This is a genomic window from Aeromonas sp. QDB56 (assembly GCF_027705505.1).
GTDB lineage: Bacteria > Pseudomonadota > Gammaproteobacteria > Enterobacterales > Aeromonadaceae > Aeromonas > Aeromonas caviae.
Genome location: NZ_JAPDBZ010000024.1, coordinates 14,411 through 40,704, shown reverse-complemented (window position 1 = coordinate 40,704; position 26,294 = coordinate 14,411). Strand labels below are relative to the sequence as shown.

Here is a 26,294-nt window from a genome sequence, read left to right as displayed (position 1 = left end):
GCCCATGATGAGTCTGGCAATGCCACTGCTTGATAGTATGCTCGTCCATCCAGATGGTCAGCGACCCGCGTTGTACCAACGCTTGGTTATATTCTTTCCAGTTGGTGATGTTGTGTTTTGACTTGCCCATCGACTGTGCTCGGTGATTGATCCGGGAGATCAGATCACCACTTGGCTAGATAGTTCCCCGATTTGTGCAACAAGGCCGATCTCGACTATTTACAGCTTGGCAACGCAAGGTACAATTAAAATCGTACTTGGCGCCGCTCAACTGATCGATACTTGATCAACTAGCGCAAAGAATGATCATGCGTCGGCCCTGCCCGATCTCTGCCGCTGGAGAGTCCGATAGCATGATCATTGGCAGGGGGAAGACCAATAACAGGGCCAGGTAAAACATGATCCTGGCGATCATCAGGGGGGTTTTGAGGGACTGGGTCACTATTTTTCGGTACGGCCACATGATGGTTTGCTCCCTGCACTGTGGTGTTGTTGTTGTCGATAAGCCGCGCCGTCGAGGCATCTGCGGCTCTGCTCGTCCATGAACGGTGTCAAGCAGTACCCTGATTAGCAGCCACGGCAGACCGGGTCAACGGGCCACGGAGGGCCGGAAATGACCCACAGACAGGGTTGTGCTGCCAGGGGCGAACATAACAACCAGAGTGCAAACCAGATTCGTAAAAACGTCGCAGCAATCACTGTCAGCACACTTTCTTCCAGCAGGTTGTGAGGCACAACCAAAACGGGGAGTTGCGCCGTGGGCTGCGCTGTGATGCCCCCTCCCAGGCAGAGCGGTGCCCTGCGTGCGGCTCGGGTTCCCCGGCCTGGATGGCTTGGCTCTTGCTACTCAATCTGGCTACTCAATCTGACTAACCGGTCTGGCAGCACGGCCTTGATGCTGAGCCTTGATTACGCACGCTATACACGCACTCTGGCTGCACCGAGCCAGTGTGACTGCGCTAGTCGGTTGCAGGCCGATCGCCGGGCTGCTGCGCCCCCAGCAGCGTGGTGCCGTAGGAGTTGTCCACCGTGCAGCGCCACTGCCCGCCGGGCTCTTTGCGAAACACATAAGTGGCGCGCCGGGTCTCGTCGATCCACCCCTCCCCGACCGGGTAGCGCAGCCGGGTCTCCATGATCACCAGGGCATTGTCTGCCCCCTCGATCACCTCCATGGCCCCCTGGGTCACCTCAAGCTGACCGTCAAAGTAATCGGAGATGGCAGTGAAGGCGCGGCGGATGGCGGGAATGCCGCGCACTACCATGCCGGGTTTGACCACCAGGGCGGCGTCTTCGGCGTAGAAGGCCATCAGGGCGTCGAAGTCGCGCCGGGAGATGGCGGCGTCACAGGTCTCGATCAGGGTGCGCAGGGGATGCGGGCTCATGCCGTGCTCCTTGTTTCAGGGGGATCTGGGCGGGCTACCCGCCCAATACCGGACATCAATACCGGACATAAAAAATCCCCCGCTCTCGCGAAAAAGCGGGGGATCGTCAGCGTCTCATGACGGCTTAACCGAGCAGGAAGGCCTTGAGGCGGCCAAAGTCAGCGGGCAGATCGTGAGACAGGAGCGGCAGCGCGGCGTGCTTGGCGAGCGGGCCCGGCAGCGGTACATCCAGATTCAGGATCTCGTCTACCGACTCCTTGAACTTGGCCGGATGGGCGGTGCAGAGGAACACACCGACCTCGTCTTGCCCAAGCTGCTCGTTCAGCAGATCCCAGGCAATCGCCCCGTGGGGCTCGCACAGGTAATCCAGCTGATGCAGGCGCTGCAACGCATCCCGGGTCTGGGCATCGTCGCGCATCCCTGAGCCCAAGGTTTCCAGCGCCCAGCCCTTGCGACGGCACAGCTCTTCCACGCGCGGCCAGTTGTTGGGGCGGCTCACGTCCATGGCGTTCGACAGGGTCGCGACTGTCTGGTGCGGCTCCCACTGGCCGGTTTTCAGGTAGCGCGGCACGGTGTCGTTGGCGTTGGTGGCGGCGATAAAGCGCTTCACCGGCAGCCCCAGCGCCTTGGCGATGAGACCCGCGGTGAGGTTGCCAAAGTTGCCGGACGGCACGCTGATGACCGCCTTGGCGCGATCGGCTTTCGGCAACTGGGCCACGGCTTCGAAGTAGTAGCAAACCTGGGCCAGCAGGCGGCTGATGTTGATGGAGTTGGCGGAGTTGAGGCCGATGGCGGTCTTGAGCCCTTCATCGTCGAAGGCATCTTTGACCAGCGCCTGGCAGGCATCGAAGTCACCGTCGATGGCGAGGGTGCGGATGTTGCCGCCGAGGGTGCAGAAGAGCGCCTCCTGCAAGGGGCTTATCTTGCCCTTGGGGTAGAGGATCACCACTTCAATCCCCTCCAGGCCGTAGAAGGCGTGGGCCACGGCGGCGCCGGTGTCGCCGGAGGTGGCGGTGAGAATGGTGATCTTGTCATTGGTTCTGAACGCAGCCAGACACTGGGCCATGAAGCGGCCGCCGAAATCCTTGAACGCCAGGGTCGGGCCGTGGAACAGCTCGAGGGCATAGGTGCCATCTTTGAGCTTCACCAGGGGCGCCGGGAAGGTGAAAGCAGCATCGATAAGCTCGCTCACCTTGGCAGCCGGTACTTCGTCACCCAGCAGGTGGCTCAGGATGCGGGCCGAGCGCTCGGCCAGCGGCAGATCCAGCAGGGCATCCACGTCGGCCAGCGGCTCCAGGGTCTCTGGGAAGAACAGCCCCTGCTCGCGGCCCAGACCCTGACGCACCGCCTGCGCGAAGCTCACCTGTTCACTCTTGTCCTTGATGTTGTAAAGATTCATAGCTCGCTTCCTGTTACCCGTGCCCCGGCCATGTCCAGTTTGCAGACCCGGGCAAATCCATCTTCATTGCGCACGAAGTGCGCTTCCATCCACTCTTTCATGCGTTCGGCCTGGGCCAGATCCTTCATCACCACGAACACGGTGGGACCGGACCCCGAGATGCCGGTGGCCAGCGCCCCGTTCTGGGCCCCCTGGGCCCGCACCTCGTTGAAGCCTTCAATCAGGGCCGCGCGATAAGGCTCGGCGATCACGTCTTTCAGGACGCTGGCGGCCAGCCCTTCCTGGCGGCTGTAGCTGGCATGCACGAAGGCGGCAAGTCGGCGGCCATAGGTGAGGCAGTCCTGGCGACGATACTGGGCCGGCAGGATGGCGCGGGCGGCGGCGGTGGAGACCACGGTGCCCGGGTAGCAGACCACCCAGTACCACTCGTCAAACACCGGGATGCCCTGGCTGATGACGCCCCCCTCCTCCAGCACCAGCTGCATGCCGCCCAGATAACAGGGCGCCACGTTGTCGTAATGGACGGAGCCGGAGATCTTCCCTTCCATCTCCCCCATCAGCAGCAGCAGGTCGTGTTCATTCAGGGGCGCACCGTGGAAGGCGTTGAGTCCTTCCAGCGCCGCCACCACGCTGCAGGCGCTCGATCCCAGGCCCGAGCCCACCGGCAGGTTCTTCTCCAGCACCATTTCCAGCGGCTTGAGACCCAGGCCGCGCTTCTCAAGCGCCTCGCCATAGGCGACCCAGCAGTCGTGGAGGATGTTCTTTTTCGGGTCGTCCGGCAACTTGTGGGCGTAACGGCCAACGGAGGAGAGAGCGAAAGGCACCTCTGCCGATTTGACCTGGACGCGGTCACCCAGCAGGGAGCCATCCACGGGGGCGAGCGCCGCCCCCAGGACGTCAAAGCCCACGCTCAGGTTGGCGCTGGAGGCCGGGGCATAGGCCACCACGCTGCCGCCGATTTCTACATTCGGGTTCATCTCTGAACTCATGTTACAGCTCCTGCTTCCAGTTCTGGGTGCGCAGCACGTCGGCGAAGACACCGGCGGCGGTCACTTCGGTCCCTGCGCCATAGCCGCGCAGTACCAGGGGGATGGGCTGGTAATAGGTGGAGAAGAAGGCGAGCGCGTTCTCCCCGTCTTTTACCTTGAACAGGGGCTCGTCACCACCCACCGCCTTGATGGCCACCTTGCACTTGCCACCCTCGATGGAGCCGACGTAGCGCAGCACCTTGCCTTCACGCTGGGCCGCCGCGAACTGGTCGCGGAACCAGCCGTCGGCCTCGGGCAGGCGGGCCATGAAGGCTTCCACGTCGCCGCTCACATCAAAGCCCGGCGGCAGTGCCTGCTCCACCTCCACATCGGAGAGCTCCAGCGCCATGCCGGCCTCGCGGGCCAGGATCAGGAGCTTGCGAGCCACGTCCATGCCATTCAGGTCATCGCGGGGATCCGGCTCGGTGAAGCCGTTGCCGCGGGCGATCTGGGTAGCCTCAGAGAAGGCCATCCCCTCGTCCAGCTTGCCGAAGATGAAGGAGAGCGACCCGGACAGGATGCCGTCGAAGGCACGCAGCTTGTCACCGGCCTTGATGAGGTTTTGCAGGTTCTCGATGACCGGCAGGCCTGCGCCCACGTTGGTCTCGTACAGGAACTTGCGGCGGGTCTGACGGGCGGTGCGACGCAGCGCCTTGTAGTAATCCAGCGACCCGGTGTTGGCCTTCTTGTTCGGGGTGACCACGTGGAAACCGGCCCCCAGGAAATCGGCGTACTGGACGGCCACGGCTTCGCTCGAGGTGCAATCGACGATCACCGGGTTGATGAGGTGGCTCTCTTCCACCAGCTTCTTCACCGCCTCCAGGCTGAAACTGCCTTGTGCTTCCACCAGCTGTTCACGCCAGTTGGCGAGGGCCAGACCATCCTTGTTGACCGCCATCTGACGGCTGTTGGCGATGCCGACCACCCGCAGACCGGTGCCCTGCTCGGCCAGTACCGGCTGCTGGCGGGCAATCTGATCCACCAGGGCCGCACCGACGCCACCCACCCCGACCACGAAGAGATCGATGAACTGCTGGCTGCCAAAGAAGTTCTGGTGGCACGCCTTGATGGCTTCCGCCACCTTGCCGGAGCGCACGACCGCGGAGATGGAGCGCTCGCTCGACCCTTGCGCGATGGCGACGATGTTGATGGAGGCCTGGGCCAGGGAGGTGAAGAAGCGCGCCGCCATCCCCTTGGAGGTACGCATGCCATCGCCGATGAGGGAGATGATGGCCAGATCGGTCATGATCTCGAGCGGGTCCAGCAACTGGTTCTTGAACTCCAGCTCGAACTCGCGCTCCAGCACCTTGCGGGTCTTGTCGCTGTCGTAGCTGTGGATACAGAAGCTGACGCTGTACTCGGAGGACGACTGGGTGATCAGCACGATGCTGACCCCGGCGCGGGAGACGGCGGAGAAGATGCGACCGGCCATGCCCACCATGCCCTTCATGCCGGGACCGGAGACGTTGAACATGCACATGCCGGAGAGATCCGAGATGGCCTTCACCTTCAGATCGTCATCCCCCTGATCGACCCCGATGAGGGTACCCGGACCCTGGGGATTGAAGCTGTTCTTGATGAGGCAGGGAATGTGGAACTGGGCCACGGGGGCGATGGTCTTCGGGTGCAGCACCTTGGCACCGAAGTAGGAGAGCTCCATCGCCTCTTTATAGGAGAGGGTTTTGAGCAGGTAGGCGTCCGGTACCAGGCGAGGGTCGCAGTTGTAGCAGCCCTCCACGTCGGTCCAGATCTCGCAGCACTCGGCATCGACGCAGGCGGCCAAGACGGCGGCGGAATAGTCGGAGCCGTTGCGGCCCAGCAGCACGGTCTCGCCCTTGTCGCTGCCACCGGTGAAGCCCGGCATCAGGTAGAGACAGTCAGAGCGCAGGCCCTTGGCGGCGAAGCGCACCCGGGAGGCTTCGATGTCCACATGGGCTTCGAGGTAGCCGCCATCGGTGACCAGCAACTGCTCGGGCACGATGAGATCCAGCTCGAGGCCGCGCACCCGCAAGAGCTCGTGCATGAAGGCGATGGAGAGGTTCTCGCCACGGCTCAGGATGCGGGCCTGGACGTTGTCCGGGCACAGCCCCAGCAGACGGATACCCTGCATCAGCCGCTCGACCTGATCCAGCTCGGCGGTGAGACGGGTCTGCAGCGCCTTGTCATCCAGCGCAGGATAGGCGGCCTTCAAGCCGGCCAGCAGGCGGGAGAAGATGCCGTTGATCTCGAACAGGGTACTGCTTGCATCCATGCCGCGACTGGTCTGTTCCACCAGGGCGACCAGGTGATTGGTCACCTTGGCCGGTGCCGACAGCACCAGGGCCACCTGGGATTGGCCGTGGGTATTCACCGCGATATCGGCAACCCGCAAGAAACGCTCTGCGTCGGCCAGTGACGACCCGCCAAATTTCAACACTCTCATCGCTATCTCCCTGTATTCCCTGCAAATTGATCTGCTAATTGGTCTAAAAACAATCCAACAAAAAAGGCCCGTACTGGGTGGGTACGGGCCTTTTTCTGATTTCTGTGCTTGTTCGTCAGCGCATCAACCGGCCCCAGTGCCACCTGTGGTGGTACCGGTAATAATGGTGGTGGTGATGATGTTGGTGAATAGCTGCATGACGAACACTCTTGAACGAATCTGGTTGTTAGCAATACCGCGCCCGGCGAGGGGCTGTCAACCTAAACCTCCTTGCCAAACTTGCGGGCAAGGTCTTTGCAGAGCAGATGGAGCATATTGAGATCCCGCTGCGGCAGCATGGGCACTCGGTCCATCACCCATTGATGCAGTTTTTCATCCTGCGAAACTCCGAGTTCACCAAGCAATTCTGCTGTTTTTGATTTCAGCACGCGAACCTGCCCGGCACTCTCGAAATTTTCTGCTACGTCCTGCTCGTCGCTCACTTTCTGGTCATCGAGCAGCGGACTCAGCTCATAGGCATACAGCATGATCGCCTGACCCAGGTTCAGGGACGGGTATGAGACCTTGAGAGGCAGGTAGCTGATGAGATCCACCTGGGCGAGCTGTTCGTTGGAGAGTCCGGACTCCTCGCAGCCAAACACGATGGCCACCTTCTCGAGGGAGGGCTTGGCCCTGATCTGGTCGCGAATGTCCGCCGGGGTGAGGTAGTGCTGGTAGCGGCCGCGCTGCCGGGCGGTGGTGGCGACCACCAGATCCATGTCCGCCAGGGCCTCTTCCAGGGTGTCGAAGGCTTGCGCATCCGTCAGGATCTCCTGCGCCCCGTGGGCAACCCAGCTCGCCTCCTCCTCTTCGTGCACCCGGCTCCCCACCAGTCGCATGGCATCGAAGCCCATGGTCTTCATGGCGCGGGCAGCAGCCCCCACGTTGGCGGCACGGGCCGGCGACACCAGCACAAAATAGAGTTTCATCGGGTTCTCTCCAGGATGGGGCCGACGCCGCGAACTGCGGCGAACCGTCGGCAAAACAGGGGCGCAATCTACCGTTTATCCCGAAATATTGCCACTTGAACAGATGTTTGGATGTTGCCATAGTGGCCTTGGACGCGAGTCCGCCGCCTCAGGGCACTGACGCCATGGGCCCGACAGATCACAAGGAAGAGAGAGATGCAGCAGCCATTGGAGCAGGCGGTCGCCGAGACGATCCTGCAACGTTTTGAGTCGTTTTACAGCCGCTTTCTCGAGATAACCCAGGGCAGCAAGAGCCGTTTCGAGAACAGCGACTGGCTGGGGGTGCAGCTCGCCGGTCGAGAGCGCATCCGCCTCTATGATCACCATGTCGGCGCCACCACGGCGCAGATCAAACAGATGATGGGGGAGCAGCTGCCGACCCAGGCCCTGCTCAAGCAGGTGAAAGGCGCCTTCAGCGATCTCCTGCCCCGCTGCGAGAACTTCGAGGTGGCGGAGTCTTTCTTCAATTCCGTCTATCGCCGCATCTTCCGCCATCGCAACATCCGCGACGAGAACCTTTATATTCACCCCTTCGTGAGCCGGGGCGACAAGCCTGACCTGGGATCCTTGCTGCGTATCTATCGCACCGATCTCTCCCACCTGCCCCAGACCCTGAGCCAGCTGCTCGGGGATTACAGCTTCACCCTCCCTTTCGAAGACAAGCAGCGGGACATCATGGACATCCACCGCCATCTGGCAGAGAGCGGCCCGGCCATCCTGCACGAGGAGCCCTTCGCCATCGAGCTGCTCAGGGAGGTGTTCTATCGCAACAAGGGAGCCTATCTGGTGGGGCTCATCCGGGTGAAGGGCGAAGTCTATCCCTTCATCCTGCCCTTGCTCAGCACCGGTCAGAGCATCTATGTGGACACCGTCATCTTCGAGCCGGAGCTGGCCTCCATCGTGTTCGGCTTCGCCCGCGCCTACTTCATGGTCTATGCCCCGGTACCGGCGCTCTTTGTGGCCTTCCTTCGCCAGATCATGCCCCGCAAGCCGGACTATGAAATCTACAACGCCATCGGCTGCCAGAAGCACGGCAAGACCGAGCTCTATCGCCACTACCAGCAGCACCTGGCCCAGAGCCGGGAGCAGTTCGTCATCGCGCCCGGCATCAAGGGGATGGTGATGAGCGTGTTCACCCTCCCCTCCTACGATGTGGTGTTCAAGGTGATAAAAGACGAGTTCACCCCGCCCAAGGAGGTGAGCCACGAGCAAGTGAAGGAGAAATACCGGCTGGTAAAACAGCACGATAGAGTGGGCCGCATGGCAGATACCCAGGAGTTCACCAACTTCGAGTTTCCCCTCGATCGCATCTCGCCGGAGCTGTTGGCCGAGCTCAAGGCGGTGGCCCCCTCTGCGCTTACCCTCACCGCCGACAAGCTGGTGATCAAACACCTCTACACCGAGCGCAAGATGATCCCCCTGAACCTCTATCTGGATCAGGCGGACGAACAGCAGACCCGCCTCGCCCTGGAGGAGTACGGCAACGCCATCCGCCAGCTCGCGGCGGCCAACATCTTCCCCGGCGACATGCTGTTCAAGAACTTCGGGGTGACTCGCCACGGCCGGGTGGTCTTCTATGACTACGACGAGATCTGCTATATGACGGAGTGCAACTTCCGCCAGATCCCGCCGCCCCGCTACCCGGAGGACGAGTGGAGCGCCGAACCCTGGTATTCGGTGGCACCCAACGACATCTTCCCGGAGGAGTTCGCCACCTTCCTGCTGCAAAAACCCCAGGTGCGGGAGATCATGATGCAGTTGCACAAGGAGCTCTTCGACGCCAACTACTGGAAGATGCTGCAGAGCAACATCAAGGAGGGGATGTTCGAGGATGTCTATCCCTACCGGCGCAAGAAGCGGTTTCGCTTCCAGCGAGGGGGATGACCCGGCATCAGGCACAAAAAGGGACGCCATGGAGCCCCTTTTCACATTCTCCTGCACGCTGGCGCAGGGGTCGCCTGCGACAGCCTTTGACGAGATCCCGGCTTATTTCACGGCGTCAAAGGTCAGCAAGGTGGCCTTGTCGGCATCCTTGAGCACCAGCTGTTTGCCGCTGATCTGGAAGCTCGCCACCTTCTCCAGGGTCTGCAGGTAGTTCATCTCCTTGCCGGCCAGATCCCCCGCACACATCATGCGCGTCGAACCCATGGCGCCCAGCGTCAACACGCCGTCACCCTGCTCTGTGATGCCGCCAAAGTAGCGGTTGCAGCCGCCCTTGCCCGCCACCTTGTCACCGGCGACCTGCAGGGTGAAGGTATCACCGCTCGCCCCTTGCAGTTGCCAGGTCGATGCCTGCAATTGTGCCAGCGTGGAACCCGTAGTCATGGCGCAGCCTCCCAGGGCCAGAGCGGCCAGCAGGATCAGTTTGTTGTTCATCAGTTCACCTCGTGATGGAGCGTGTCGTAACGACACGGAGTGAGGGGCCTGTGTACCATGACTGCGGCGTCAATCAAAACTCTTTTATTGTGATCGGGGTTCCCTTTACTCCCCGCTGGCATGTGCCATGCTTGTAGTCCTGTTCGGACCCAGGGAGGGGAAACGAATGGTCAAGTCTCTCGTCATCGCCATGGCATCCAGCCTCGTCTTTTCGGCTCAGGCCGCCGACTGGAGTTTTCTCCAGACCGAATCGGACAACCCGCTCTACGTCAAAAGCTATTCCGGCGTACTGCTCGGCAACCAGAGCCACCTTGGCGACAACTTCGACCTCTGGCTCATCAATACCGGCTATCAATACCCGCTTCAGGATGACATCAGCCTCTACATGGAGGCCGGCCCCGCCATCGGCCGCCAAAGCGGGCAGGCCGGGTTCAATATCAGCTCTGGGGTGCGCTATCGCCTCTCCCCGTCACTCAACATCGGCAGCCAGCTCAAGCAACTGGAGGTGAGCAAGGCCAGCACCCTGGTTGAGCTCAACAGCAGCCTGCTGGTGACACCCTCCCTGGCCATCACCGCCAATTACGGACTCAGTGCCTTCAGCACGGAACACTTTCTCACTCTGGGCGTGGGCTTCAACTTCTGAGGTTCAGAGGAGCCTGGCGCCGCTCACCAGCACACCGTTGAGGTCGGCGTAGACATAGTCGCCGGGCGCTATGGTCACACCGGCAAAAGAGACCACGGTGTCCAGCGTGCCCAGGCCCCGTTTTTCGGTCTTGACCGGGCAGGGGGCCAGGGCCTTGACCCCCAGCGCCAGGGTCGCCAGCGTCCCCACATCCCGCACGGCACCATTGATGAGGATCCCCTCCCACCCCTGCTCCACCGCCTTGATGGCCAGCTGATCCCCGAGCAGCGCCCGACGCAGGGAGCCGCCCCCGTCGATCACCATCACCTTGCCATGGCCGGGACGATTGACCAGATCACGCACCAGGCTGTTGTCTTCAAAGCAGGAGAGGGTCACGGCCTCGCCGTAAAACAGCGCCTTGCCACCATAGTCCTGAAACAGGGGGTCAGCGATCCTAAGGGCATCGCCATGTTCATCGCAAAGGTCGGGCAGCAGGTCCAGCATGATCATCATCCTTCCATGGAGTGAAATGTGTCCGCTCATTCTTTCATCATGTCGGGGCGCTGACAATCCACCGGCCGGGTGCCCTGTGCGGATGGCGGGGGGCCATGTCAGCCCGAAGGCCTGAGCCGCCAGCGGGACGCAAGCGCCCCCAGATGACAGGGCGGCCCTTCCAGCAACACGGGCACCAGCCAGAGCTCTCCTTCACGCACCCAATAGAGGGCATTCTGGCCAAATCGGGCGGCCAGCCGGATCGCCTCTGGCAGCGAAAGCGGCAACAACAGCGACGCCTCCTGCCAGCGCTCATCCTCATCGCTCCCCCAGACCTCTCCCATGACGGGACACTCACCCACTTGCCGGACAAGGGCTCGCTGGCGACGGGCATTGCGGCGCAGCCCCACCCACCGGCTGGCCGGGTTCCAGGCCGTGACAATGGCATAGGCTGGGCAGCTGGGAGGCGCAAAGGGGGCGATGAAGCACACTTTTCTGTAGTTTTCCCACAAAGTCATGTCAACCACATGTTACATCCCATTACATTTATTAAGGGCGAAAAAGCGGGTCAGCCCAAGTATGATGCAGCGAACTCGGGGATTGACTTATATCAAAGCTGAGTTAAAAAGTTGCTATCTGACGGCAAAGAGTGTTGTTATGCGCCTGTTAACTGATAAAATGCAGCAACTTTTGTAATGGACTACCTCTCCGGGCTTCTCTTGTTCAGACTTGTTGAGAGCCCATGTACGGCACAGGGATGCTTGCCGACATAGTTACCAAATTCGCGATGATTCGACCTGATATTCATACCCAGGATGACGTAATAAATTTTCAGGACCGGTCGGATAACGCCAAAGAGTGTTAAAATTTCGATAATTAACTGATAAGAATCTGGGAATACTCATGCAAACACCACATATTCTGATCGTCGAAGACGAGCTGGTCACCCGCAACACCCTCAAGAGCATCTTCGAAGCCGAAGGCTACATCGTGCTGGAAGCCAACAACGGTGACGAGATGCACCAGGCCCTGACCAGCCACACCATCAACCTGGTGATCATGGACATCAACCTGCCGGGCAAGAACGGCCTGCTGCTGGCGCGCGAGCTGCGTGAAGACGACAACATCGCCCTGATGTTCCTGACTGGTCGCGACAACGAAGTGGACAAGATCCTGGGGCTGGAGATCGGTGCAGATGACTACATCACCAAGCCGTTCAATCCCCGTGAACTGACCATCCGTGCCCGCAACCTGCTGAGTCGCACCATGAACGTGGCCGCCGGTGGCGAAGAGAAGAAGCTGGTGGAACGTTATCTGTTCAATGGCTGGGCCCTGGACATCAACAGCCGCGCCCTGGTCAGCCCGGCTGGCGACATGTTCAAGCTGCCCCGCTCCGAGTTCCGCGCTATGCTGCACTTCTGCGAGAACCCGGGCCAGATCCAGACCCGTGCCGAGCTGCTCAAGAAGATGACGGGCCGCGAACTCAAGCCCCACGACCGCACCGTGGACGTGACCATCCGCCGTATTCGCAAGCACTTCGAGAGCGTGGGCGACACCCCGGAGATCATCGCCACCATCCATGGCGAAGGCTATCGCTTCTGCGGCGAGCTGGAGCAGGAGTAATCCTCCCCACTCCCGTGTTGAAAAGGCGCCCTGTGGCGCCTTTTCCATGTCTGCGCCTTTCAGCTTGGCCGCTCTGGCACTCTCGCCGGCATCAAAAAACAGACAACAAAAAGCCCACTCGCAGGAGTGGGCTTTTTGTGTGAAGACTGGAGCGGGCAGCGGGAATCGAACCCGCATCATCAGCTTGGAAGGCTGAGGTAATAGCCATTATACGATGCCCGCTAGGCATCAAAACTTGCTTGGTGTGATGGGGAATCCCCACGACAGACAGCCATCTGGCTGATATGGACAACGGCGCGTGCCGCTATCTGGAATGTGGAGCGGGTGATGGGAATCGAACCCACGTATGCAGCTTGGGAAGCTACCGTTCTACCATTGAACTACACCCGCGTCAGTGGCCTCTACTATATGCATTTTGCCGCCGAGCGCAATCACCGACCTCGCATTTTTTGCCATAAATCAAGCTGTTCGGCCAACTAATGAGCATGAAGCCGATTTTTCACACAATGATGTTCCTCCGCCCGGTTCTGCAAGGTTGCCAAGCCGTGGGGGCGACGATAGTCTTGCGCCACTCGTTTGAGGAGGGTGGTAATGGACAAGAACAGACAGAAACATCTCTATGGCTGGTTGCGCAAACAATCGGGCCATGGTCGGCGCTGGATCGGCATCTCCATCGCCTTCGGGCTGGGTCAGGGCGTCCTGATGGTGATGCAGGCCTGGTTGCTGGCGACCCTGCTGCACGGTTTCATCATCGAAGGCTCCACGCCGGAGCACTCCGCCCCCCTCTTCATCAGTCTGTTGCTGGTGACCCTGACCAAGGCGGCCCTGGCCTATGGCCGCGAGGTGGCGAGTTTCAAGGCGGGCAGTGCTGTTCGCCAGGCCATCCGCGAGCTGGTGCTCACCCGCCTCGCCAGGCTCGGCCCTGCCTATATCCAGCGTCGTCCCGCCGGTAGCTGGGCCAGCCTGCTGCTCGAGCAGATCGAAGAGATGCAGGACTTCTTCTCCCGCTATCTGCCCCAGATGGCCATCGCCGTCTTTATTCCCCTGGTGATCCTGGTCTCCGTGTTCCCGGTCAACTGGGCGGCGGGCCTCATTCTGCTCGGCACGGCCCCCCTCATTCCCCTCTTCATGATCCTGGTAGGGGTGGGTGCCGCCGATGCCAACCGCCGCAACTTCCAGTCGCTGGCGCGTCTCTCAGGCCACTTCCTCGATCGCCTCAAGGGGCTGCGCACCCTGCAGCTTTTCATGCGCACCCGGGCGGAAGGGGAGGCCATCCGCGATGCATCGGAAGATTTTCGCGAGCGCACCATGGAGGTGCTGCGCCTCGCCTTTCTGAGCACGGCCGTGCTGGAGTTCTTCGCCGCCATCGCGGTGGCCCTGGTGGCCGTCTACTTCGGTTTCTCCTACATCGATCACCTCAACTTTGGCAGCTATGGCGTCAAGGTCACCCTCTTTACCGGCCTGTTCGTGCTCTTCCTCGCCCCCGAGTTCTACGCGCCGCTGCGGGAACTCGGTGCCCACTATCACGCCAAGGCACAGGCCATTGGCGCAGCCGAACAACTGCTGGAATTTCTCGAGGCCGACGTGAGCGAACCCGCCTCCGGGACGCTCCCCTTCCATGCGGATGGCCCCGTCAAGGTAGAAGCCCGCAGCCTGGAAGTGCTGAGCGCCGAGGGCAAGGTGCTGGTCGGTCCCCTCGATTTCACGCTGGAAGCCGGCACGCGCACCGCCCTAGTCGGCATCAGCGGCGCGGGCAAGAGCTCCCTGGTCAATGCCCTGCTCGGTTTTGCCCCCTATCGCGGTTCCCTGTGCGTCAACGGAGTGGAGCTTCGTACCCTGGACATCAGCCAGTGGCGCCAGCAGCTAGGCTGGCTCTCCCAGAATCCCCAACTCTTCCACAGCTCCCTGCGGGACAACCTGCTGCTGGCCAGACCATCCGCCAGCGACGCCGAGCTGGAATCCGCGCTCAAGCGCGCCCAGGCCTGGGAGTTCGTCAATGAGAAAGGGCTGGGCTATCGGGTCGGGGATCAGGCGGGCGGCCTCTCCGTCGGCCAGGCCCAGCGCATCGCCCTTGCCCGTACCCTGCTCAAGACGACCCAGATGATGGTGCTGGATGAACCCACTGCCAGCCTGGATCGCCATTCTGAGCGAGCCGTCATGAGCGCCCTCGAACAGGCCGCACAAGGTCAGACCCTGCTGATGATCACCCACCGCCTCGATCAGCTCAGCCAGATGGACAACATCCTGGTGCTGGCGCACGGCAAGCTGGTGGAGCAGGGACGTTTTGCCGCACTCGGCGAGGCCCAGGGCCCCTTCGCCCGCCTCCTGTCGCAATCCCAAGGTTTCGGAGACTCTCTCGATGACTGATCTATTGCCGTTCCTGCGCCTTTATCGCCAGCACTGGCTCAGCCTCTCCATCGGCCTGCTGCTGGCCCTGGTCACCCTGGTGGCCGGCATGGGCCTGCTCTCCCTCTCCGGCTGGTTCCTCTCCGCCGCCGCCGTCGCCGGGCTGGCGGTCGCCACCCGAGACACCTTCAACTACATGACCCCTGCGGGGGGCGTGCGTTTCTTCTCCATCGTGCGCACCGCCAGTCGCTGGGGCGAGCGGGTCGTGAGCCACGACGCCACCTTCCGGGTGCTGACCCGGCTGCGGGTCTGGTTCTGGCAAAAGCTCTCCCCTCTCTCCCCCGGCTCCCTTGCCGGTTTTCGCCAGGCTGACCTGCTCAACCGTCTGGTGGCCGACATCGATGCCATGGATCACGTCTATCTGCGCCTCATCACCCCCATTGGGGCGGCGCTGCTGAGCTGCGCCGGGCTGGTCTTCTTCCTCTCCTTCTTCGATGGTCGCCTGGCGCTGACGCTGGGAGCCATTCTGCTCTTTGGCATGCTGGCCTTGCCCCTGGTCTTCTATTTTGCCGGGCGCGCGCCGGGCCGCCAGCTCATCGCCGAGAAGTCCAACCTGCGCACCCGCATGGTGGACTATCTGGACGGCCAGGCCGAACTGCAGATGTTCGCCGCCGCTCCCGAGGCGCTCACCGGATTGCAGCAGGCGGAGCAGGCCCTGATCCGGGCCCAGGCCCGCATGGCCCGCGTCAGCGGCCTGGCCGCCTTCTCGGTGCAGTTGCTGAGCGGCTGGACTCTGACCCTGATGCTCTGGCTGGCCGGTCACGGCGTCGGTGGCAATGCCCCTGACCCCATCACGGCACTCATGGTGTTCGCTACCCTGGCGAGCTTCGAGGCGCTGCTGCCGCTGGCCGGTGCCTTCCAGCACCTCTCCACCAGCCTCACCTCCGCCCGCCGTCTCAACGAGATCCTGCAAGAGGCCAAGGCGCCGGAGTGGGGCGCACAGCAAGCCCCCGCTGCCCAGGGTGCCGTGCAGATAAGCGACCTGCATTTCACCTATCCAGGCCAGGATGCTCCCGTGCTGCAAGGGTGCACCCTGCAACTGCATACCGGGGAGAAGCTGGCGCTGCTGGGGCAGACCGGCTGTGGCAAGTCCACCCTGATGGGGTTGCTGACCCGGGAATGGACGGCTCTATCGGGGGAGATCCTGCTCGATGGCAAGCCCCTCACCGATTACAGCGAAGAGGCGCTGCGCGCCTCCTGCTCCGTGGTGAGCCAGCGGGTCCACCTGTTTGCCGATACCCTGCGTGGCAACCTCACCCTGGCCGCCCCCGGAGCCAGCGACGAACGGCTCATCGAGGTGCTCACCCAGGTGGGGCTCGGGACTCTGCTGCGCGATGAGGGTGAGCAGGCCGAACAGGGACTGGATGCCTGGCTCGGGGATGGCGGGCGTCCGCTCTCCGGCGGGGAGCGCCGCCGCATCGGCATCGCCCGCGCCCTGCTCCACGATGCCCCGCTCTGGCTGCTGGACGAGCCCACCGAAGGGCTCGATACCCAGACCGAACGGGAGATCATGGATCTGCTGCTGACCCTGGGGGCGGATCGCACCCTGCTGCTCATCTCCCACCGCCTGCTGGGGCTGGAACGGATGGACAGGGTAGCCCTGATGGAAGAGGGTCGCATCCGTCTGTGTGCCCCCCACCAGGAGCTACTGGAAGATGATCACTACCGCAGCCTGCACCGGCGACTGGCCCCCGCCTGATCCGGGGTCGTCTCGCTACAATCCATTGATATGGCTAAAAATGGGGCTGGTCGCCATCGGCGACTGCCCCCTATAATGGCCCACTCGCCACCCAACAAGATGCCGATATGAAACGCCTGATCCTGATGATGCCCCTGATTGCCTCCGGTTGCGCCGACTTCGCCTTCAACAGCAATCTGGACAAGGAAAACTTCGACGAGTACTTCAAGCCGGGGAGCGTGCGGATCTACGAGCAGAGCGAGCTCGCCGACCTCAACTACCTCTACCTCGGCACCGTCGAGGGGGAATCCTGCCAGAGCGATGCCAATCAGGCGGTGCCCAATGCCGGTGAAGCCCGCACCCTGGCCCGCCGCCGCGTGGCGGACATGGGGGGTAACGGCGTCAGCTTCGACAAGTGCGCCGAGTTCAGCGACGTGCCCGGCTGCCTGAAGCAGGTGATCTGCTACGGTCAGGCGCTGAAAGTGGCCGAAGAGAAGTAAGTCCTGCCATGGCGATCGCCATCGTGCGACTCGGCAGCCCCCGCCTCGAGGATGAGGGGCTTCGCATCGGCACCGTGCGTCGCCCCCCTCGCGGCGTGCCCAAAGCGGCGTTCGCCAGCCAGGATTGGTACGACGTCTGGTTCCCCAATCTGGCCCCCAGCGCCGAGACCATGAAACTCGGTCAGACTGCCGACACCCCGGCCCGGTGGACCGCCTTCTGCAAGCAGTACAAGGCCGAGATGGCCACCCCGGCCGCGAAGCACGATCTGGCCCTGCTGGCCGCCCTCTCCCACACTACCCATTTCTCGGTGGGGTGCTACTGCGAACAGGAGTCCCGCTGCCATCGCAGTGTGCTGAGAACCCTGCTGGCCGAGGCGGGGGCATTGCTGCGCTGAGCCCCGTCATGGATGAACACCCCACATGAGAAGAGGGCACCCCGGGGTGCCCTCTTCTTTATGATGCCGGCTAGTACGCATTCGATGACAAGGAAACCTCCACTCGTCGTCGCAAGGCCTGTTCCTCATCAGAGGTCATGCCCGGCAGCGGCCCCCGGGGGTTGCTGGCAAGCCATACCACCAGATCGTCAACCGTCTCCTCCAGGGGGCGAAAGTTCAGCCCATGGACGATGGCGGCCTCGGCGCTGATGGTGCCATACCCTGCATACTCGGGCAGCTCGTTTGGCAGCAGCGTGGGATAGCTTTGCCAGGGCGCCACCCCTGCCGCCATCAGGTCACGCCAGGGAGCCCACTCGAGCTGCAAGGGGATCGCTGGCGTCAGCCGGGCAGCAAGACGCTCCACCCAGTCGTTCAGTGCGATGCCGGGCTTGATCAGGTTGAAGCACCCAGCGAGTCGCTGCTCGGCAGCCCGCAGCACGAACTCGGCGCAGTCGCGTACATCCAGGTATTGCAGCCTGTCCTCCCCCAGCCCCGGCAAGAGCCAGGGCCCGCCCCGCTGCACCCGCCTCACCCACCAGGCAAGACGAGCGGTCGGGTCAAAGGGGCCGCAGAGCACGCCGGGGCGCAGGGTGCACAGGCGATCTCCCCAGCGGGCGCGATACACCGACTCGCACAGCACCTTGAGGGGGCCGTAGTCGGTGGGCGTTCCTGCCATCTCGTGCAGGGGGGCCGACTCATCCATGCCGGGTTGGGAAAAATCGCGATAGACACTGATGGTGGAGATGAAGATGAGCCGATCGCAGCGCCCCAGCAGGGCGTCAGAGAGCCCTTCGGCCTGTTCGGGGCGATAGCAGCAGGTGTCGATGACCAGATCCCAGTGCCGCCCTTCGCCCCGCAAGGGGGCCAGGTCCCCGTCTCTGTCCCCGTGAAGCTGGGTCAGCTCCCGCCAATCCGGGTGCTGGCGGTGGCCGCGATTGAACAGCGTCACCTCGTGCCCCCAATCCAGGGCCAGCGTGGTCAGGTGGCGACCCAGAAAGCCGGTGCCGCCGATAATCAACAATTTCATCCCTGTCTCTCCTCTATGGCGCCCTCTCCTTGCAGCCCCTCCACGGGCAGCCGAAACGGCCATGGCCTGGCATGGTGAGCACACGTCCCAGGCACGCCCTGATGCCGCCAGGCATATCGTCATGGTGCGGGCAGCAGGCTCCTTGCCCACTCCCCCGCCACCCCTTTTGCCGCCCCACCCTACGCAAGTTGGCACCAGGACACAGCCCCCGGGCACCGGGTCTGGGATCGGGATCACAGGGGCTGCGTCCTGGTGCTCCCCCTGCGTTTTCGGCGTGCCTGTGCTACATTGCCCGGGTTTTCAGCCAGGATCCGCCATGAAGTTCGATATCGATACCCTAGGGATCATCCGCTCTCCCTACAAGGAGAAGTTCGCCATACCCCGCCAGCCCGGTCTGGTCAGCGCGGCTCGCGCCCGCCTCGAACTGCTTCCTCCCTATGATCAGCCCGATGTGCTGCGCGGCATCGAGCAATTCTCCCATCTCTGGATCAGCTTCGTGTTTCACCAGACCATGGATCAGGGCTGGCACCCGACGGTGCGCCCGCCGCGCCTCGGCGGCAACGAGCGGGTCGGGGTCTTTGCCACCCGCTCCACCTTCCGCCCCAACCCCCTCGGCCTCTCCGTGGTCGAGCTGCACGGGGTGGGACGTGAGCGCGGCAAGCTCTGGCTCGAGCTGGGCGCGGTGGACTTGCTCGACGGCACCCCGGTCGTCGACATCAAGCCCTATGTCCCCTATGCCGACAGCCTGCCCCACGCCCGTGGCGGTTTCGCCCCCGATGCCCCCACCCCGCCGCTGGCGGTGAGCTTCAGCGCCCAGGCCGAGCAGCAGCTCGCCCCCTGGCTCAAGGCCCACCCGGAGCTGCGTGAACTGGTGAGGGAGGTGCTGGCCCAGGATCCCCGCCCTGCTTACAAGAAGGGCAAGCCGGATGACAAGGTGTACGGTGTCAGATTGTTCGATGTGAACGTGCGATTTCAGATAAAAGAACCGCAATGTCAGGTACTGGCCATCGAACCCGCTTGAAAAAAGCCTCTCTGGCAGCATGAAAAAAAGCCACCCTCCCGGGTGGCTTTTTTATGGGCAAAACAGGGTGCTCAGCGCCGCTGCAGCAGCAGGCTGCCGATGGAGTAACCGGCCCCAAAGGAGCAGAGCACCCCGCGAGCCCCGCTCGGCAGATCCTGATTGAAGAGGTGGAAGGCGATGATGGAACCCGCCGAGCTGGTGTTTCCGTAGCGGTCGAGGATGACAGGCGCCTCCTGCTGGCTGGCGTCATGGCCCAGCAACTTGCGACCGATGAACTGGTTCATGGTGAGGTTGGCCTGATGAAGCCAGAGCCGGCTCAAGCCATCGGCCGCCCATCCCTGCTCCGCCAGCTGGGAGGCTATCTGATCGCACACCAGGGGCAGCACCTCCTTGAACACCTTGCGCCCCTGCTGGCGGAACAGCTTGTCGTCGCCGTAGCGGGTGCGCGGGCTGAGCCGGTTCAGGAAGCCGAAGTTGTTGCGGATGTTGTTGGAGTACTGGGTCACCAGCTTGCTGGCCACCAGTTGCCAGGGGTTGGCCACCTGGCAATCGGCCTCCCGCTCCAGCAGCACGGCGGTACAGGCGTCGCCGAAGATGAAGTGACTGTCCCGATCGCGGAAGTTGAGGTGACCCGAGCAGATCTCCGGATTGACCACCAGCGCCAGCCGGGCGGTGCCTGCCGCCAGCATGTCTGCGGCGGTCTTGATCCCGAAGGTGGCGGAAGAGCAGGCCACGTTCATGTCGAACGCCAGGCCGCTCGCGCCCAGATAGTGCTGCAATTCGATGGCCAGCGCCGGGTAGGGGCGCGGCATGTTGGAGGCGGCGACGATGACAAGATCGATCTCCCCCGGTTCACGACCGGCGGCGATCAGCGCCTGTTCGGCGGCCGCCACCGCCATCTCCACCATGATGGAGGGCTGATCGTCCGGGCGCTCCGCCATGAGCGGCTGCATGATGTCGGGATCCAGCACCCCCTCGCTGCTCACCAGATAGCGGCTCTTGATGCCGGAGGCCTTCTCGATGAACTCGCAGCTCGAGTGCTGTTTGGCAGGCAGCTGCCCTGCATCGATGGCGGAGGCGTTCTCCTCGTTGTAGAGATCCACGTACTGGTTGAAGGCCGCCACCAGCGCTTCATTGCTGACGGCAAAGGGAGGGGTATAGAGGCCTGAGCCACTGATTACGATAGAGGTCATCTTTGCTCCTGGCCGGGTGCAATCCCGGCTTGTCTGTTTTTTAGGGTTCAGAGGGTCACAGCTGGTCGATGGCCGCAGCCAGACCCGCCAGGGTCAGCGGGTGCATCCGCCCGCCGATCAATTCGTTCATCAACTTGATGGAGGGGTGCCACAGCCACTCCTGCCTTGGCAGCGGATTGACCCACACCATCTTGGGGAAATGTTGTTGCAGGCGCCCGAGCCACACCTGGCCGGGCTCCTCGTTCCAGTACTCTACGCTGCCACCTGGCCAGGTGATTTCATAGGGGCCCATCTTCGCATCCCCCACCACCATCACCCTGTAGTCGCTGCCGTAGGTGCGCAGCAGCCGCAGGGTATCGAACCGATCATCAAGGCGCCTGGCATTGTCCTGCCAGACGAAGTCGTAGAGGCAGTTGTGAAAATAGAAGAACACCAGGTGCTTGAACTCGTGGCGCAGGGCCGAAAAGAGGCGCTGCACCTCGGCCACATGGGCATCCATGGAGCCCCCCACATCGAAGAAGACCAGCAGCTTGACCCCGTTGTGGCGCTCGGGTCTGAGCTTCACATCGAGCCAGCCTTGCCTGGCCGAGCTTTGGATGGTGTCGTCGAGATCCAGCTCGTCGGGATTGCCCCGGCGCACCCAGCGCCTGAGCTTGCGAAGGGCGAGCTGGATGGCGCGCTGCCCCAGGGGCGAGTCGTCACTGAAGTTGCGAAAGTGGCGCGCTTCCCACACCTTGGTCGCCCGCCCGTGCTGGCCCTCTCCCCCCATGCGGATCCCTTCCGGGTGATAGCCGCCGTGACCGAACGGGCTGCTGCCCCCGGTGCCGACCCACTTGTTGCCGCCGGCGTGACGCTCCTTCTGCTCGTTCAAGCGCTGGTTTAGGGTCTTCAGCAGCTGGTCGAGCCCGCCAAGGGATTGGAGCAACGCCTTCTCCTCGGCGCTCAATAGCCGCTCGAACTCCTTGCGCAGCCACTCCTCGGGCAGGCTCTCCGGCAACAGGGGGATGGCGGCCAACCCCTCGTAATACTCGGCGAAGGCGCGATCGAAGCGATCATAGTGCGCCTCATCCTTCACCAGCAGGCAGCGGGATAGCTGGTAGAACTCGTCCATGTCGAGGCTGGCCAGTCTGGCTGCCAGCGCCGCGTGCAAGTCCAGCAATTCGCGCAGGCTGCAGGGGAGCTTGTGACGGCGCAGATGGGTAAAAAAGTCGATCAGCATGGGTCAGCTGCCGCGTCTGGCCAGAAAAGCGAGCTTCTCAAACAGATGCAGGTCCTGCTCGGTCTTGAGCAGGGCGCCGTAGAGGGCAGGCACCAGTTTGCCCGGCTCGCGGGTGCGCATCGCCTCGGGGGCGATATCGTCGGCCAAAAGCAGCCGGATCCAGTCCAGCAGCTCCGAGGTGGACGGCTTCTTGCGCAGCCCCTCTACCTCGCGCAGCTCGAAGAAGAGCTCCATCGCCTCACCGAGCAGGCTCTCCTTGAGGTTTGGGTAGTGGAGCTTGACGATGGCCTGCATCTCGGCCTTGTCGGGGAAGCGAATGTAGTGGAAGAAGCAGCGGCGCAGGAAGGCATCCGGCAACTCCTTCTCGTTGTTGGAGGTGATGATGACCACCGGCCGCTGGCGGGCCTTGACTCGCTCGCCGGTCTCGTAGACATCGAACTCCATCCGATCCAGCTCCAGCAGCAGATCGTTGGGAAACTCGATGTCCGCCTTGTCGATTTCATCTATGAGCAGCACTGGCCGCTGCTCTGCGCTGAAGGCCTGCCACAGCTTGCCCCGGCGGATGTAGTGGCCTATCTCCCCTACCCTGGGGTCACCGAGCTGGGAGTCTCGCAGCCGGGCGACGGCATCGTATTCGTAGAGCCCCTGCTGGGCCTTGGTGGTGGACTTGATGTGCCAGCTGATGAGCTCGGCGCCCAGGGACTCGGCCACCGCCTCCGCCAGCACTGTCTTGCCCGTACCGGGCTCACCCTTGATGAGCAGCGGCTTCTCCAGCACGATGGCGGCATCGACGGCCATCTTCAGTGCCTGTGATGCGAGATAGCGGTCGCTTCCTGCAAATCCCATGAGATCCCTTCCATTGGATGCCCAGGCAGCGGGAGCCCCCTCGGCAAGAGAGAATAAGTTCTATATGTTGTAATAACATATTGTTATAACGATTCGTCACTTCTCATTCAGAAACCACAGGGTAATCTTGTTTCATCGCCTTAACAAACACAGGGATAGCACCATGAGCAAAATTTTTGAGGACAACAGCCAGACCATAGGCAACACCCCGCTTGTTCGTCTCAACCGTGTTACCAAGGGCCGCGTGCTGGCCAAGATCGAGAGCCGCAACCCAAGCTTCAGCGTCAAGTGCCGGATCGGTGCCAACCTCATCTGGGATGCCGAGAAACGCGGCGTGCTGACCAAGGGCAAGGAGATCATCGAGCCCACCAGCGGCAACACGGGCATTGCCCTGGCATTCGTGGCTGCGGCCCGCGGCTATCCCATCACCCTGACCATGCCGGCCACCATGAGTCTGGAGCGCCGCAAGCTGCTCAAGGCCCTGGGTGCCAACCTGGTGCTGACCGAAGGTCCCCTCGGCATGAAGGGCGCCATTGCCAAGGCCAACGAGATCCTCGAATCCGAGCCGGGCAAGTACGTGCTGCTGCAACAGTTTGAAAACCCGGCCAACCCGGAAATCCACGAGCAGACCACTGGCCCCGAGATCTGGGACGCCACCGATGGCGAGGTGGATGTGTTCGTGGCGGGCGTCGGTACCGGCGGCACCATCACCGGGGTCTCCCGCTACATCAAGAAGACCAAAGGCAAGGCCATCGTCTCCGTGGCGGTCGAGCCCAGCGAATCTCCCGTCATCAGCCAGAAACTGGCGGGTGAAGAGATCAAACCGGGTCCGCACAAGATCCAGGGCATCGGCGCCGGCTTCATCCCGGGCAACCTGGATTTGAGCCTGCTGGACCGCGTCGAGCAGGTGAGCAGTGACGAAGCCATCGAGATGGCCCGCCGCCTGATGGAAGAGGAAGGGATCCTGGCCGGTATCAGCTCCGGCGCTGCCGTGGTCGCTGCCAACCGTCTGGCCGAGCAGCCGGAGTTCGAAGGGAAAACGATTGTCGTCATCCTGCCGAGCGCCGCCGAGCGTTACCTCTCCAGCGCCCTCTTCGCCGGTGTGTTCAGCGAGCAGGAATTGCAGCAGTAGTTGATCAGCCAACACCAAAACGACGGCGCTCCTCGGAGCGCCGTTTTCATTATGCGCTAAACTCTCTAGCCACCAGTGCCACTCGGCCCCTTATTTTTTGGGGTAAAATAACAAAATTGGATATGACAAAAAAAGCAGACATTCTGTGATAAATCTCATATCCTGTGCGGCGTCACGAGGTGTTTGCTGGCAAGGTATCACAAGGTAACAAAGTGTTATTTTTCGTTATAAAATAATTTCAGGCCAGTCCTGACGCGGCTTACAGCCTGATAGCGAAAAAATACCTGGCCACGACGCCGAATACTGCACAGAAAATTGACCTGGATTAAACCATTGCAGGTCTGATTTCGTTACTTTACAACATATCCATACTGACACGGTGAGACAGGAAGCCTCATTGGCGACCATCTCTCCAAACAATATCAATAATATGGGGTGAAACCATGTACGAGAAGTCTGTTGTTATTACTGCTGAAAACGGCCTGCACACCCGTCCTGCAGCTCAGTTCGTGAAAGAAGCCAAAGAATTCCAAAGCGAGATCACTGTGGTCTCCGGTGGCAAATCCGCCAGCGCCAAGAGCCTGTTCAAGCTCCAGACCCTGGGTCTGACCAAAGGCACCAACGTGACCATCCAGGCTGACGGCCCGGACGCTCAGAAAGCCGTTGAGAAGCTGGTTGCCCTGATGGACGAGCTGGAGTAATCCAGCTTTATTCCTCCCCCACAGTCGTTTTAATAGGAAGGATTATGATATCTGGCATTCTTGCGTCCCCCGGTATCGCATTCGGCAAGGCGCTTCTTCTGAAAGAAGATGAAATCGTTATCAATCAGGGCAAGATTCCCGCCGAACAGATTGATGCCGAGATCAACCGCTTCCTCGAAGCCCGCACCAAGTCAGCCGCACAGCTGGAAGCCATCAAAGAGATGGCCGGTCGCACCTTCGGTGAAGAAAAAGAGGCCATCTTCGAAGGCCACATCATGCTGCTCGAAGATGAAGAGCTGGAAGGGGATATCAGATCCTTCATCAAAGAACACAAGGCCTCTGCCGACAGAGCCGTTCACGAGGTGATCGAACAGTACGCCAAGATGATGGCCGATCTGGATGACCCCTATCTGCGTGAGCGCGCCACCGACTTCCGTGACATCGGCACCCGTCTGGTCAAGAACGTACTGGGCATCGCAGTTGTCAACCTGAGCACCATCGACGAAGAGGTCATCCTGGTCGCCAAAGACCTGACCCCGTCTGAAACCGCTCAGATCAACCTGAAATACGTGCTGGGCTTCGTCACCGACATCGGTGGCCGTACCTCCCACACCTCCATCATGGCCCGCTCCCTGGAGCTGCCGGCCGTCGTGGGCACCAACGACATCACCGAGCGCGTCAAGAACGGTGACATGCTGGTGCTGGATGCGATCAACAACCAGGTCATCATCAACCCGACCGCCGACCAGTTGAACGAAGCCAAGAAGTTCCAGGCCCAGTTCCAGGCCGAGAAGGACGAGCTGGCCAAGCTCAAAGACCTGCCTGCCATCACTCTGGATGGCCACCAGGTCGAAGTGTGCGCCAACATCGGGACCGTCAAGGATACCGAAGGCGCCATTCGCAACGGCGCCGAAGGCGTGGGTCTGTACCGTACCGAGTTCCTGTTCATGGACCGTGACGCGCTGCCGACCGAAGACGAGCAGTTCAAGGCTTACAAAGAAGTGGCCGAAGCCATGCCGGATCAACCGATCATCGTTCGTACCATGGACATCGGCGGCGACAAAGAACTGCCCTACATGAATTTCCCGAAAGAGATGAATCCCTTCCTGGGCTGGCGTGCCGTGCGTATCTTCTTCGATCGCACCGACATCATGCACGCCCAGCTGCGGGCCATCCTGCGTGCGTCTGCCTTCGGCAAACTGCGCATCATGTTCCCGATGATCATCTCCGTCGAAGAGTTCCGCAGCCTGAAGGCTACCGTGGAGACGCTGAAAGCCGAACTGCGTGCCGAAGGCAAAGCCTTTGATGAATCCATCGAAGTGGGTATCATGATCGAGACCCCGGCCGCGGCCGTGATGGCTCATCATCTGGCCAAGGAAGTGGATTTCTTCAGTATCGGTACCAACGACCTGACCCAGTACACCCTGGCTGTCGACCGTGGTAACGAGATGATTTCCGCCATGTACAACCCGCTGTCACCCTCCGTCCTGACCCTGATCAAGATGGTGATCGACGCTTCCCATGACAATGGCAAGTGGACCGGTATGTGCGGTGAACTGGCTGGTGACGAACGCGCCACCCTGCTGCTGCTGGGTATGGGTCTGGATGAGTTCTCCATGAGCGCCATCTCTGTACCGCGTATCAAGAAGCTTATCCGCAACACCAACTTCGAAGATGTGAAGGCCATGGCCGACCAGGCGCTGAGCTTTGCCACCGCCGCCGAAATCGAAGCGTGCGTAGATAACTTTATTAAGCAGAAGGCAGTCTGCTAAGATCGGCTGCAAAC

At 61.7% G+C, this 26,294-nt stretch carries 23 protein-coding genes, 2 tRNA genes, 1 pseudogene and 1 other annotated feature; of the genes and pseudogenes, 11 read left to right on the top strand and 15 right to left on the bottom strand.

The annotated features are described in order from the left end of the window. The 6 genes and pseudogenes from OKB81_RS06135 to OKB81_RS06110 form a co-directional block, all read right to left on the bottom strand. Positions 1–130, bottom strand: a pseudogene (locus OKB81_RS06135) (IS5/IS1182 family transposase); the annotation flags it as partial. 829 nt (positions 131–959) lie between these two features. After that, positions 960–1,382 carry a YybH family protein gene (locus OKB81_RS06130; protein WP_270667807.1) on the bottom strand — a complete coding sequence of 141 codons (423 nt, stop codon included), beginning with the start codon at positions 1,380–1,382 and terminating at the stop codon, positions 960–962. Between the two features lie 124 nt (positions 1,383–1,506). Beyond that, a complete protein-coding gene (thrC, locus tag OKB81_RS06125; RefSeq protein WP_104454503.1) occupies positions 1,507–2,781 on the bottom strand; it encodes a threonine synthase in 1,275 nt (424 codons plus the stop codon). After that, entirely contained in the window at positions 2,778–3,758 is a 981-nt protein-coding gene (gene thrB / locus OKB81_RS06120) for a homoserine kinase (protein ID WP_010673589.1), read from the bottom strand. Before thrB ends, thrC begins: the two co-directional genes overlap by 4 nt. 13 nt (positions 3,759–3,771) lie before the next feature. Beyond that, a complete protein-coding gene (gene thrA, locus OKB81_RS06115) occupies positions 3,772–6,231 on the bottom strand; it encodes a bifunctional aspartate kinase/homoserine dehydrogenase I (protein ID WP_216944492.1) in 2,460 nt (819 codons plus the stop codon). Positions 6,232–6,288: 57 nt separating this feature from the next. Continuing rightward, positions 6,289–6,422: a sequence feature (Thr leader region), on the bottom strand. 69 nt (positions 6,423–6,491) lie between these two features. Beyond that, positions 6,492–7,199 carry a tRNA/rRNA methyltransferase gene (locus OKB81_RS06110; protein ID WP_039039357.1) on the bottom strand — a complete coding sequence of 236 codons (708 nt, stop codon included), beginning with the start codon at positions 7,197–7,199 and terminating at the stop codon, positions 6,492–6,494. Positions 7,200–7,394: 195 nt separating this feature from the next. On the opposite strand from OKB81_RS06110, the gene aceK reads away from it, so the two are divergent. Continuing rightward, positions 7,395–9,122: a bifunctional isocitrate dehydrogenase kinase/phosphatase gene (gene aceK / locus OKB81_RS06105; RefSeq protein WP_104454506.1), complete on the top strand. Its 1,728-nt coding sequence runs from the start codon at positions 7,395–7,397 to the stop codon at positions 9,120–9,122. 102 nt (positions 9,123–9,224) lie between these two features. Here aceK and OKB81_RS06100 read toward each other — a convergent pair whose 3' ends face one another. Next, on the bottom strand, positions 9,225–9,614 hold the full coding sequence (locus tag OKB81_RS06100; RefSeq protein ID WP_039039356.1) for an META domain-containing protein: 390 nt from the start codon (positions 9,612–9,614) through the stop codon (positions 9,225–9,227). A gap of 166 nt (positions 9,615–9,780) precedes the next feature. Between OKB81_RS06100 and OKB81_RS06095 the strand changes: the two genes are divergently transcribed. After that, a complete protein-coding gene (locus OKB81_RS06095) occupies positions 9,781–10,257 on the top strand; it encodes a hypothetical protein (RefSeq protein WP_270667814.1) in 477 nt (158 codons plus the stop codon). Between the two features lie 3 nt (positions 10,258–10,260). Here OKB81_RS06095 and OKB81_RS06090 read toward each other — a convergent pair whose 3' ends face one another. Together OKB81_RS06090 and OKB81_RS06085 are read right to left on the bottom strand one after the other, a co-directional pair. Continuing rightward, positions 10,261–10,740, bottom strand: coding sequence for a putative 4-hydroxy-4-methyl-2-oxoglutarate aldolase (locus tag OKB81_RS06090; protein WP_048208766.1), 480 nt, complete (start codon positions 10,738–10,740; stop codon positions 10,261–10,263). 107 nt (positions 10,741–10,847) lie between these two features. Beyond that, complete coding sequence (locus OKB81_RS06085; RefSeq protein ID WP_082180751.1) at positions 10,848–11,246, bottom strand: DUF3293 domain-containing protein; 399 nt, start codon at positions 11,244–11,246, stop codon at positions 10,848–10,850. Between the two features lie 385 nt (positions 11,247–11,631). On the opposite strand from OKB81_RS06085, the gene arcA reads away from it, so the two are divergent. Beyond that, complete coding sequence (gene arcA, locus OKB81_RS06080; RefSeq protein WP_010673581.1) at positions 11,632–12,351, top strand: two-component system response regulator ArcA; 720 nt, start codon at positions 11,632–11,634, stop codon at positions 12,349–12,351. Between the two features lie 147 nt (positions 12,352–12,498). Here the strand turns inward: arcA and OKB81_RS06075 are convergent. Both OKB81_RS06075 and OKB81_RS06070 read right to left on the bottom strand, forming a co-directional pair. Further along, a tRNA-Gly gene (locus OKB81_RS06075) sits at positions 12,499–12,573 on the bottom strand. A gap of 94 nt (positions 12,574–12,667) precedes the next feature. Continuing rightward, positions 12,668–12,741, bottom strand: a tRNA-Gly gene (locus OKB81_RS06070). A 201-nt stretch (positions 12,742–12,942) separates the two neighbouring features. Between OKB81_RS06070 and cydD the strand changes: the two genes are divergently transcribed. From cydD to OKB81_RS06050, 4 genes are all read left to right on the top strand, one after another. Then, positions 12,943–14,718, top strand: a complete 1,776-nt coding sequence (gene cydD / locus OKB81_RS06065) for a heme ABC transporter permease/ATP-binding protein CydD (RefSeq protein ID WP_270663006.1) — start codon at positions 12,943–12,945, stop codon at positions 14,716–14,718. Beyond that, positions 14,711–16,456, top strand: coding sequence for a heme ABC transporter ATP-binding protein/permease CydC (cydC, locus tag OKB81_RS06060; protein WP_270666143.1), 1,746 nt, complete (start codon positions 14,711–14,713; stop codon positions 16,454–16,456). Before cydD ends, cydC begins: the two co-directional genes overlap by 8 nt. 107 nt (positions 16,457–16,563) lie before the next feature. Then, positions 16,564–16,935 carry an Rcs stress response system protein RcsF gene (gene rcsF / locus OKB81_RS06055; protein ID WP_010673578.1) on the top strand — a complete coding sequence of 124 codons (372 nt, stop codon included), beginning with the start codon at positions 16,564–16,566 and terminating at the stop codon, positions 16,933–16,935. Positions 16,936–16,943: 8 nt separating this feature from the next. Further along, the gene (locus OKB81_RS06050) at positions 16,944–17,330 is read left to right on the top strand and encodes a DUF488 domain-containing protein (protein ID WP_010673577.1); all 387 of its coding nucleotides are present in this window, start codon (positions 16,944–16,946) and stop codon (positions 17,328–17,330) included. 70 nt (positions 17,331–17,400) lie between these two features. Here the strand turns inward: OKB81_RS06050 and OKB81_RS06045 are convergent, their stop codons facing one another. Beyond that, positions 17,401–18,396 carry an NAD-dependent epimerase/dehydratase family protein gene (locus tag OKB81_RS06045; protein WP_270667819.1) on the bottom strand — a complete coding sequence of 332 codons (996 nt, stop codon included), beginning with the start codon at positions 18,394–18,396 and terminating at the stop codon, positions 17,401–17,403. Between the two features lie 316 nt (positions 18,397–18,712). Between OKB81_RS06045 and tsaA the strand changes: the two genes are divergently transcribed. After that, positions 18,713–19,417, top strand: a complete 705-nt coding sequence (gene tsaA, locus OKB81_RS06040; protein ID WP_041214760.1) for a tRNA (N6-threonylcarbamoyladenosine(37)-N6)-methyltransferase TrmO — start codon at positions 18,713–18,715, stop codon at positions 19,415–19,417. A gap of 71 nt (positions 19,418–19,488) precedes the next feature. On the opposite strand, the gene OKB81_RS06035 is transcribed toward tsaA, so the two are convergent. Genes OKB81_RS06035 through OKB81_RS06025 form a run of 3 tightly spaced genes read right to left on the bottom strand, consistent with a single transcriptional unit; the run spans position 19,489 to position 22,675 of the window. After that, positions 19,489–20,610 (bottom strand): beta-ketoacyl-ACP synthase III, encoded by a 1,122-nt coding sequence (locus tag OKB81_RS06035; protein WP_039039348.1) that lies wholly within the window; start codon positions 20,608–20,610, stop codon positions 19,489–19,491. 55 nt (positions 20,611–20,665) lie between these two features. Next, on the bottom strand, positions 20,666–21,829 hold the full coding sequence (locus OKB81_RS06030) for a vWA domain-containing protein (protein WP_270666150.1): 1,164 nt from the start codon (positions 21,827–21,829) through the stop codon (positions 20,666–20,668). Between the two features lie 3 nt (positions 21,830–21,832). After that, positions 21,833–22,675 carry an AAA family ATPase gene (locus OKB81_RS06025; RefSeq protein WP_049636619.1) on the bottom strand — a complete coding sequence of 281 codons (843 nt, stop codon included), beginning with the start codon at positions 22,673–22,675 and terminating at the stop codon, positions 21,833–21,835. Positions 22,676–22,838: 163 nt separating this feature from the next. Between OKB81_RS06025 and cysK the strand changes: the two genes are divergently transcribed. From cysK to ptsI, 3 genes are all read left to right on the top strand, one after another. Next, positions 22,839–23,807, top strand: a complete 969-nt coding sequence (gene cysK, locus OKB81_RS06020; RefSeq protein ID WP_010673571.1) for a cysteine synthase A — start codon at positions 22,839–22,841, stop codon at positions 23,805–23,807. 443 nt (positions 23,808–24,250) lie between these two features. Beyond that, positions 24,251–24,508 carry an HPr family phosphocarrier protein gene (locus OKB81_RS06015; protein WP_005303128.1) on the top strand — a complete coding sequence of 86 codons (258 nt, stop codon included), beginning with the start codon at positions 24,251–24,253 and terminating at the stop codon, positions 24,506–24,508. Between the two features lie 44 nt (positions 24,509–24,552). Continuing rightward, entirely contained in the window at positions 24,553–26,280 is a 1,728-nt protein-coding gene (gene ptsI / locus OKB81_RS06010) for a phosphoenolpyruvate-protein phosphotransferase PtsI (protein ID WP_041213301.1), read from the top strand. Positions 26,281–26,294 lie beyond the last annotated feature (14 nt).

Coding starts and splice junctions, on each gene's coding strand:
- OKB81_RS06130 (WP_270667807.1), bottom strand. CDS start 1,382: ATGAGCCCGCATCCCCTGCGCACCCTGATCGAGACCTGTGACGCCGCC.
- thrC (WP_104454503.1), bottom strand. CDS start 2,781: ATGAATCTTTACAACATCAAGGACAAGAGTGAACAGGTGAGCTTCGCG.
- thrB (WP_010673589.1), bottom strand. CDS start 3,758: ATGAACCCGAATGTAGAAATCGGCGGCAGCGTGGTGGCCTATGCCCCG.
- thrA (WP_216944492.1), bottom strand. CDS start 6,231: ATGAGAGTGTTGAAATTTGGCGGGTCGTCACTGGCCGACGCAGAGCGT.
- OKB81_RS06110 (WP_039039357.1), bottom strand. CDS start 7,199: ATGAAACTCTATTTTGTGCTGGTGTCGCCGGCCCGTGCCGCCAACGTG.
- aceK (WP_104454506.1), top strand. CDS start 7,395: ATGCAGCAGCCATTGGAGCAGGCGGTCGCCGAGACGATCCTGCAACGT.
- OKB81_RS06100 (WP_039039356.1), bottom strand. CDS start 9,614: ATGAACAACAAACTGATCCTGCTGGCCGCTCTGGCCCTGGGAGGCTGC.
- OKB81_RS06095 (WP_270667814.1), top strand. CDS start 9,781: ATGGTCAAGTCTCTCGTCATCGCCATGGCATCCAGCCTCGTCTTTTCG.
- OKB81_RS06090 (WP_048208766.1), bottom strand. CDS start 10,740: ATGCTGGACCTGCTGCCCGACCTTTGCGATGAACATGGCGATGCCCTT.
- OKB81_RS06085 (WP_082180751.1), bottom strand. CDS start 11,246: ATGACTTTGTGGGAAAACTACAGAAAAGTGTGCTTCATCGCCCCCTTT.
- arcA (WP_010673581.1), top strand. CDS start 11,632: ATGCAAACACCACATATTCTGATCGTCGAAGACGAGCTGGTCACCCGC.
- cydD (WP_270663006.1), top strand. CDS start 12,943: ATGGACAAGAACAGACAGAAACATCTCTATGGCTGGTTGCGCAAACAA.
- cydC (WP_270666143.1), top strand. CDS start 14,711: ATGACTGATCTATTGCCGTTCCTGCGCCTTTATCGCCAGCACTGGCTC.
- rcsF (WP_010673578.1), top strand. CDS start 16,564: ATGAAACGCCTGATCCTGATGATGCCCCTGATTGCCTCCGGTTGCGCC.
- OKB81_RS06050 (WP_010673577.1), top strand. CDS start 16,944: ATGGCGATCGCCATCGTGCGACTCGGCAGCCCCCGCCTCGAGGATGAG.
- OKB81_RS06045 (WP_270667819.1), bottom strand. CDS start 18,396: ATGAAATTGTTGATTATCGGCGGCACCGGCTTTCTGGGTCGCCACCTG.
- tsaA (WP_041214760.1), top strand. CDS start 18,713: ATGAAGTTCGATATCGATACCCTAGGGATCATCCGCTCTCCCTACAAG.
- OKB81_RS06035 (WP_039039348.1), bottom strand. CDS start 20,610: ATGACCTCTATCGTAATCAGTGGCTCAGGCCTCTATACCCCTCCCTTT.
- OKB81_RS06030 (WP_270666150.1), bottom strand. CDS start 21,829: ATGCTGATCGACTTTTTTACCCATCTGCGCCGTCACAAGCTCCCCTGC.
- OKB81_RS06025 (WP_049636619.1), bottom strand. CDS start 22,675: ATGGGATTTGCAGGAAGCGACCGCTATCTCGCATCACAGGCACTGAAG.
- cysK (WP_010673571.1), top strand. CDS start 22,839: ATGAGCAAAATTTTTGAGGACAACAGCCAGACCATAGGCAACACCCCG.
- OKB81_RS06015 (WP_005303128.1), top strand. CDS start 24,251: ATGTACGAGAAGTCTGTTGTTATTACTGCTGAAAACGGCCTGCACACC.
- ptsI (WP_041213301.1), top strand. CDS start 24,553: ATGATATCTGGCATTCTTGCGTCCCCCGGTATCGCATTCGGCAAGGCG.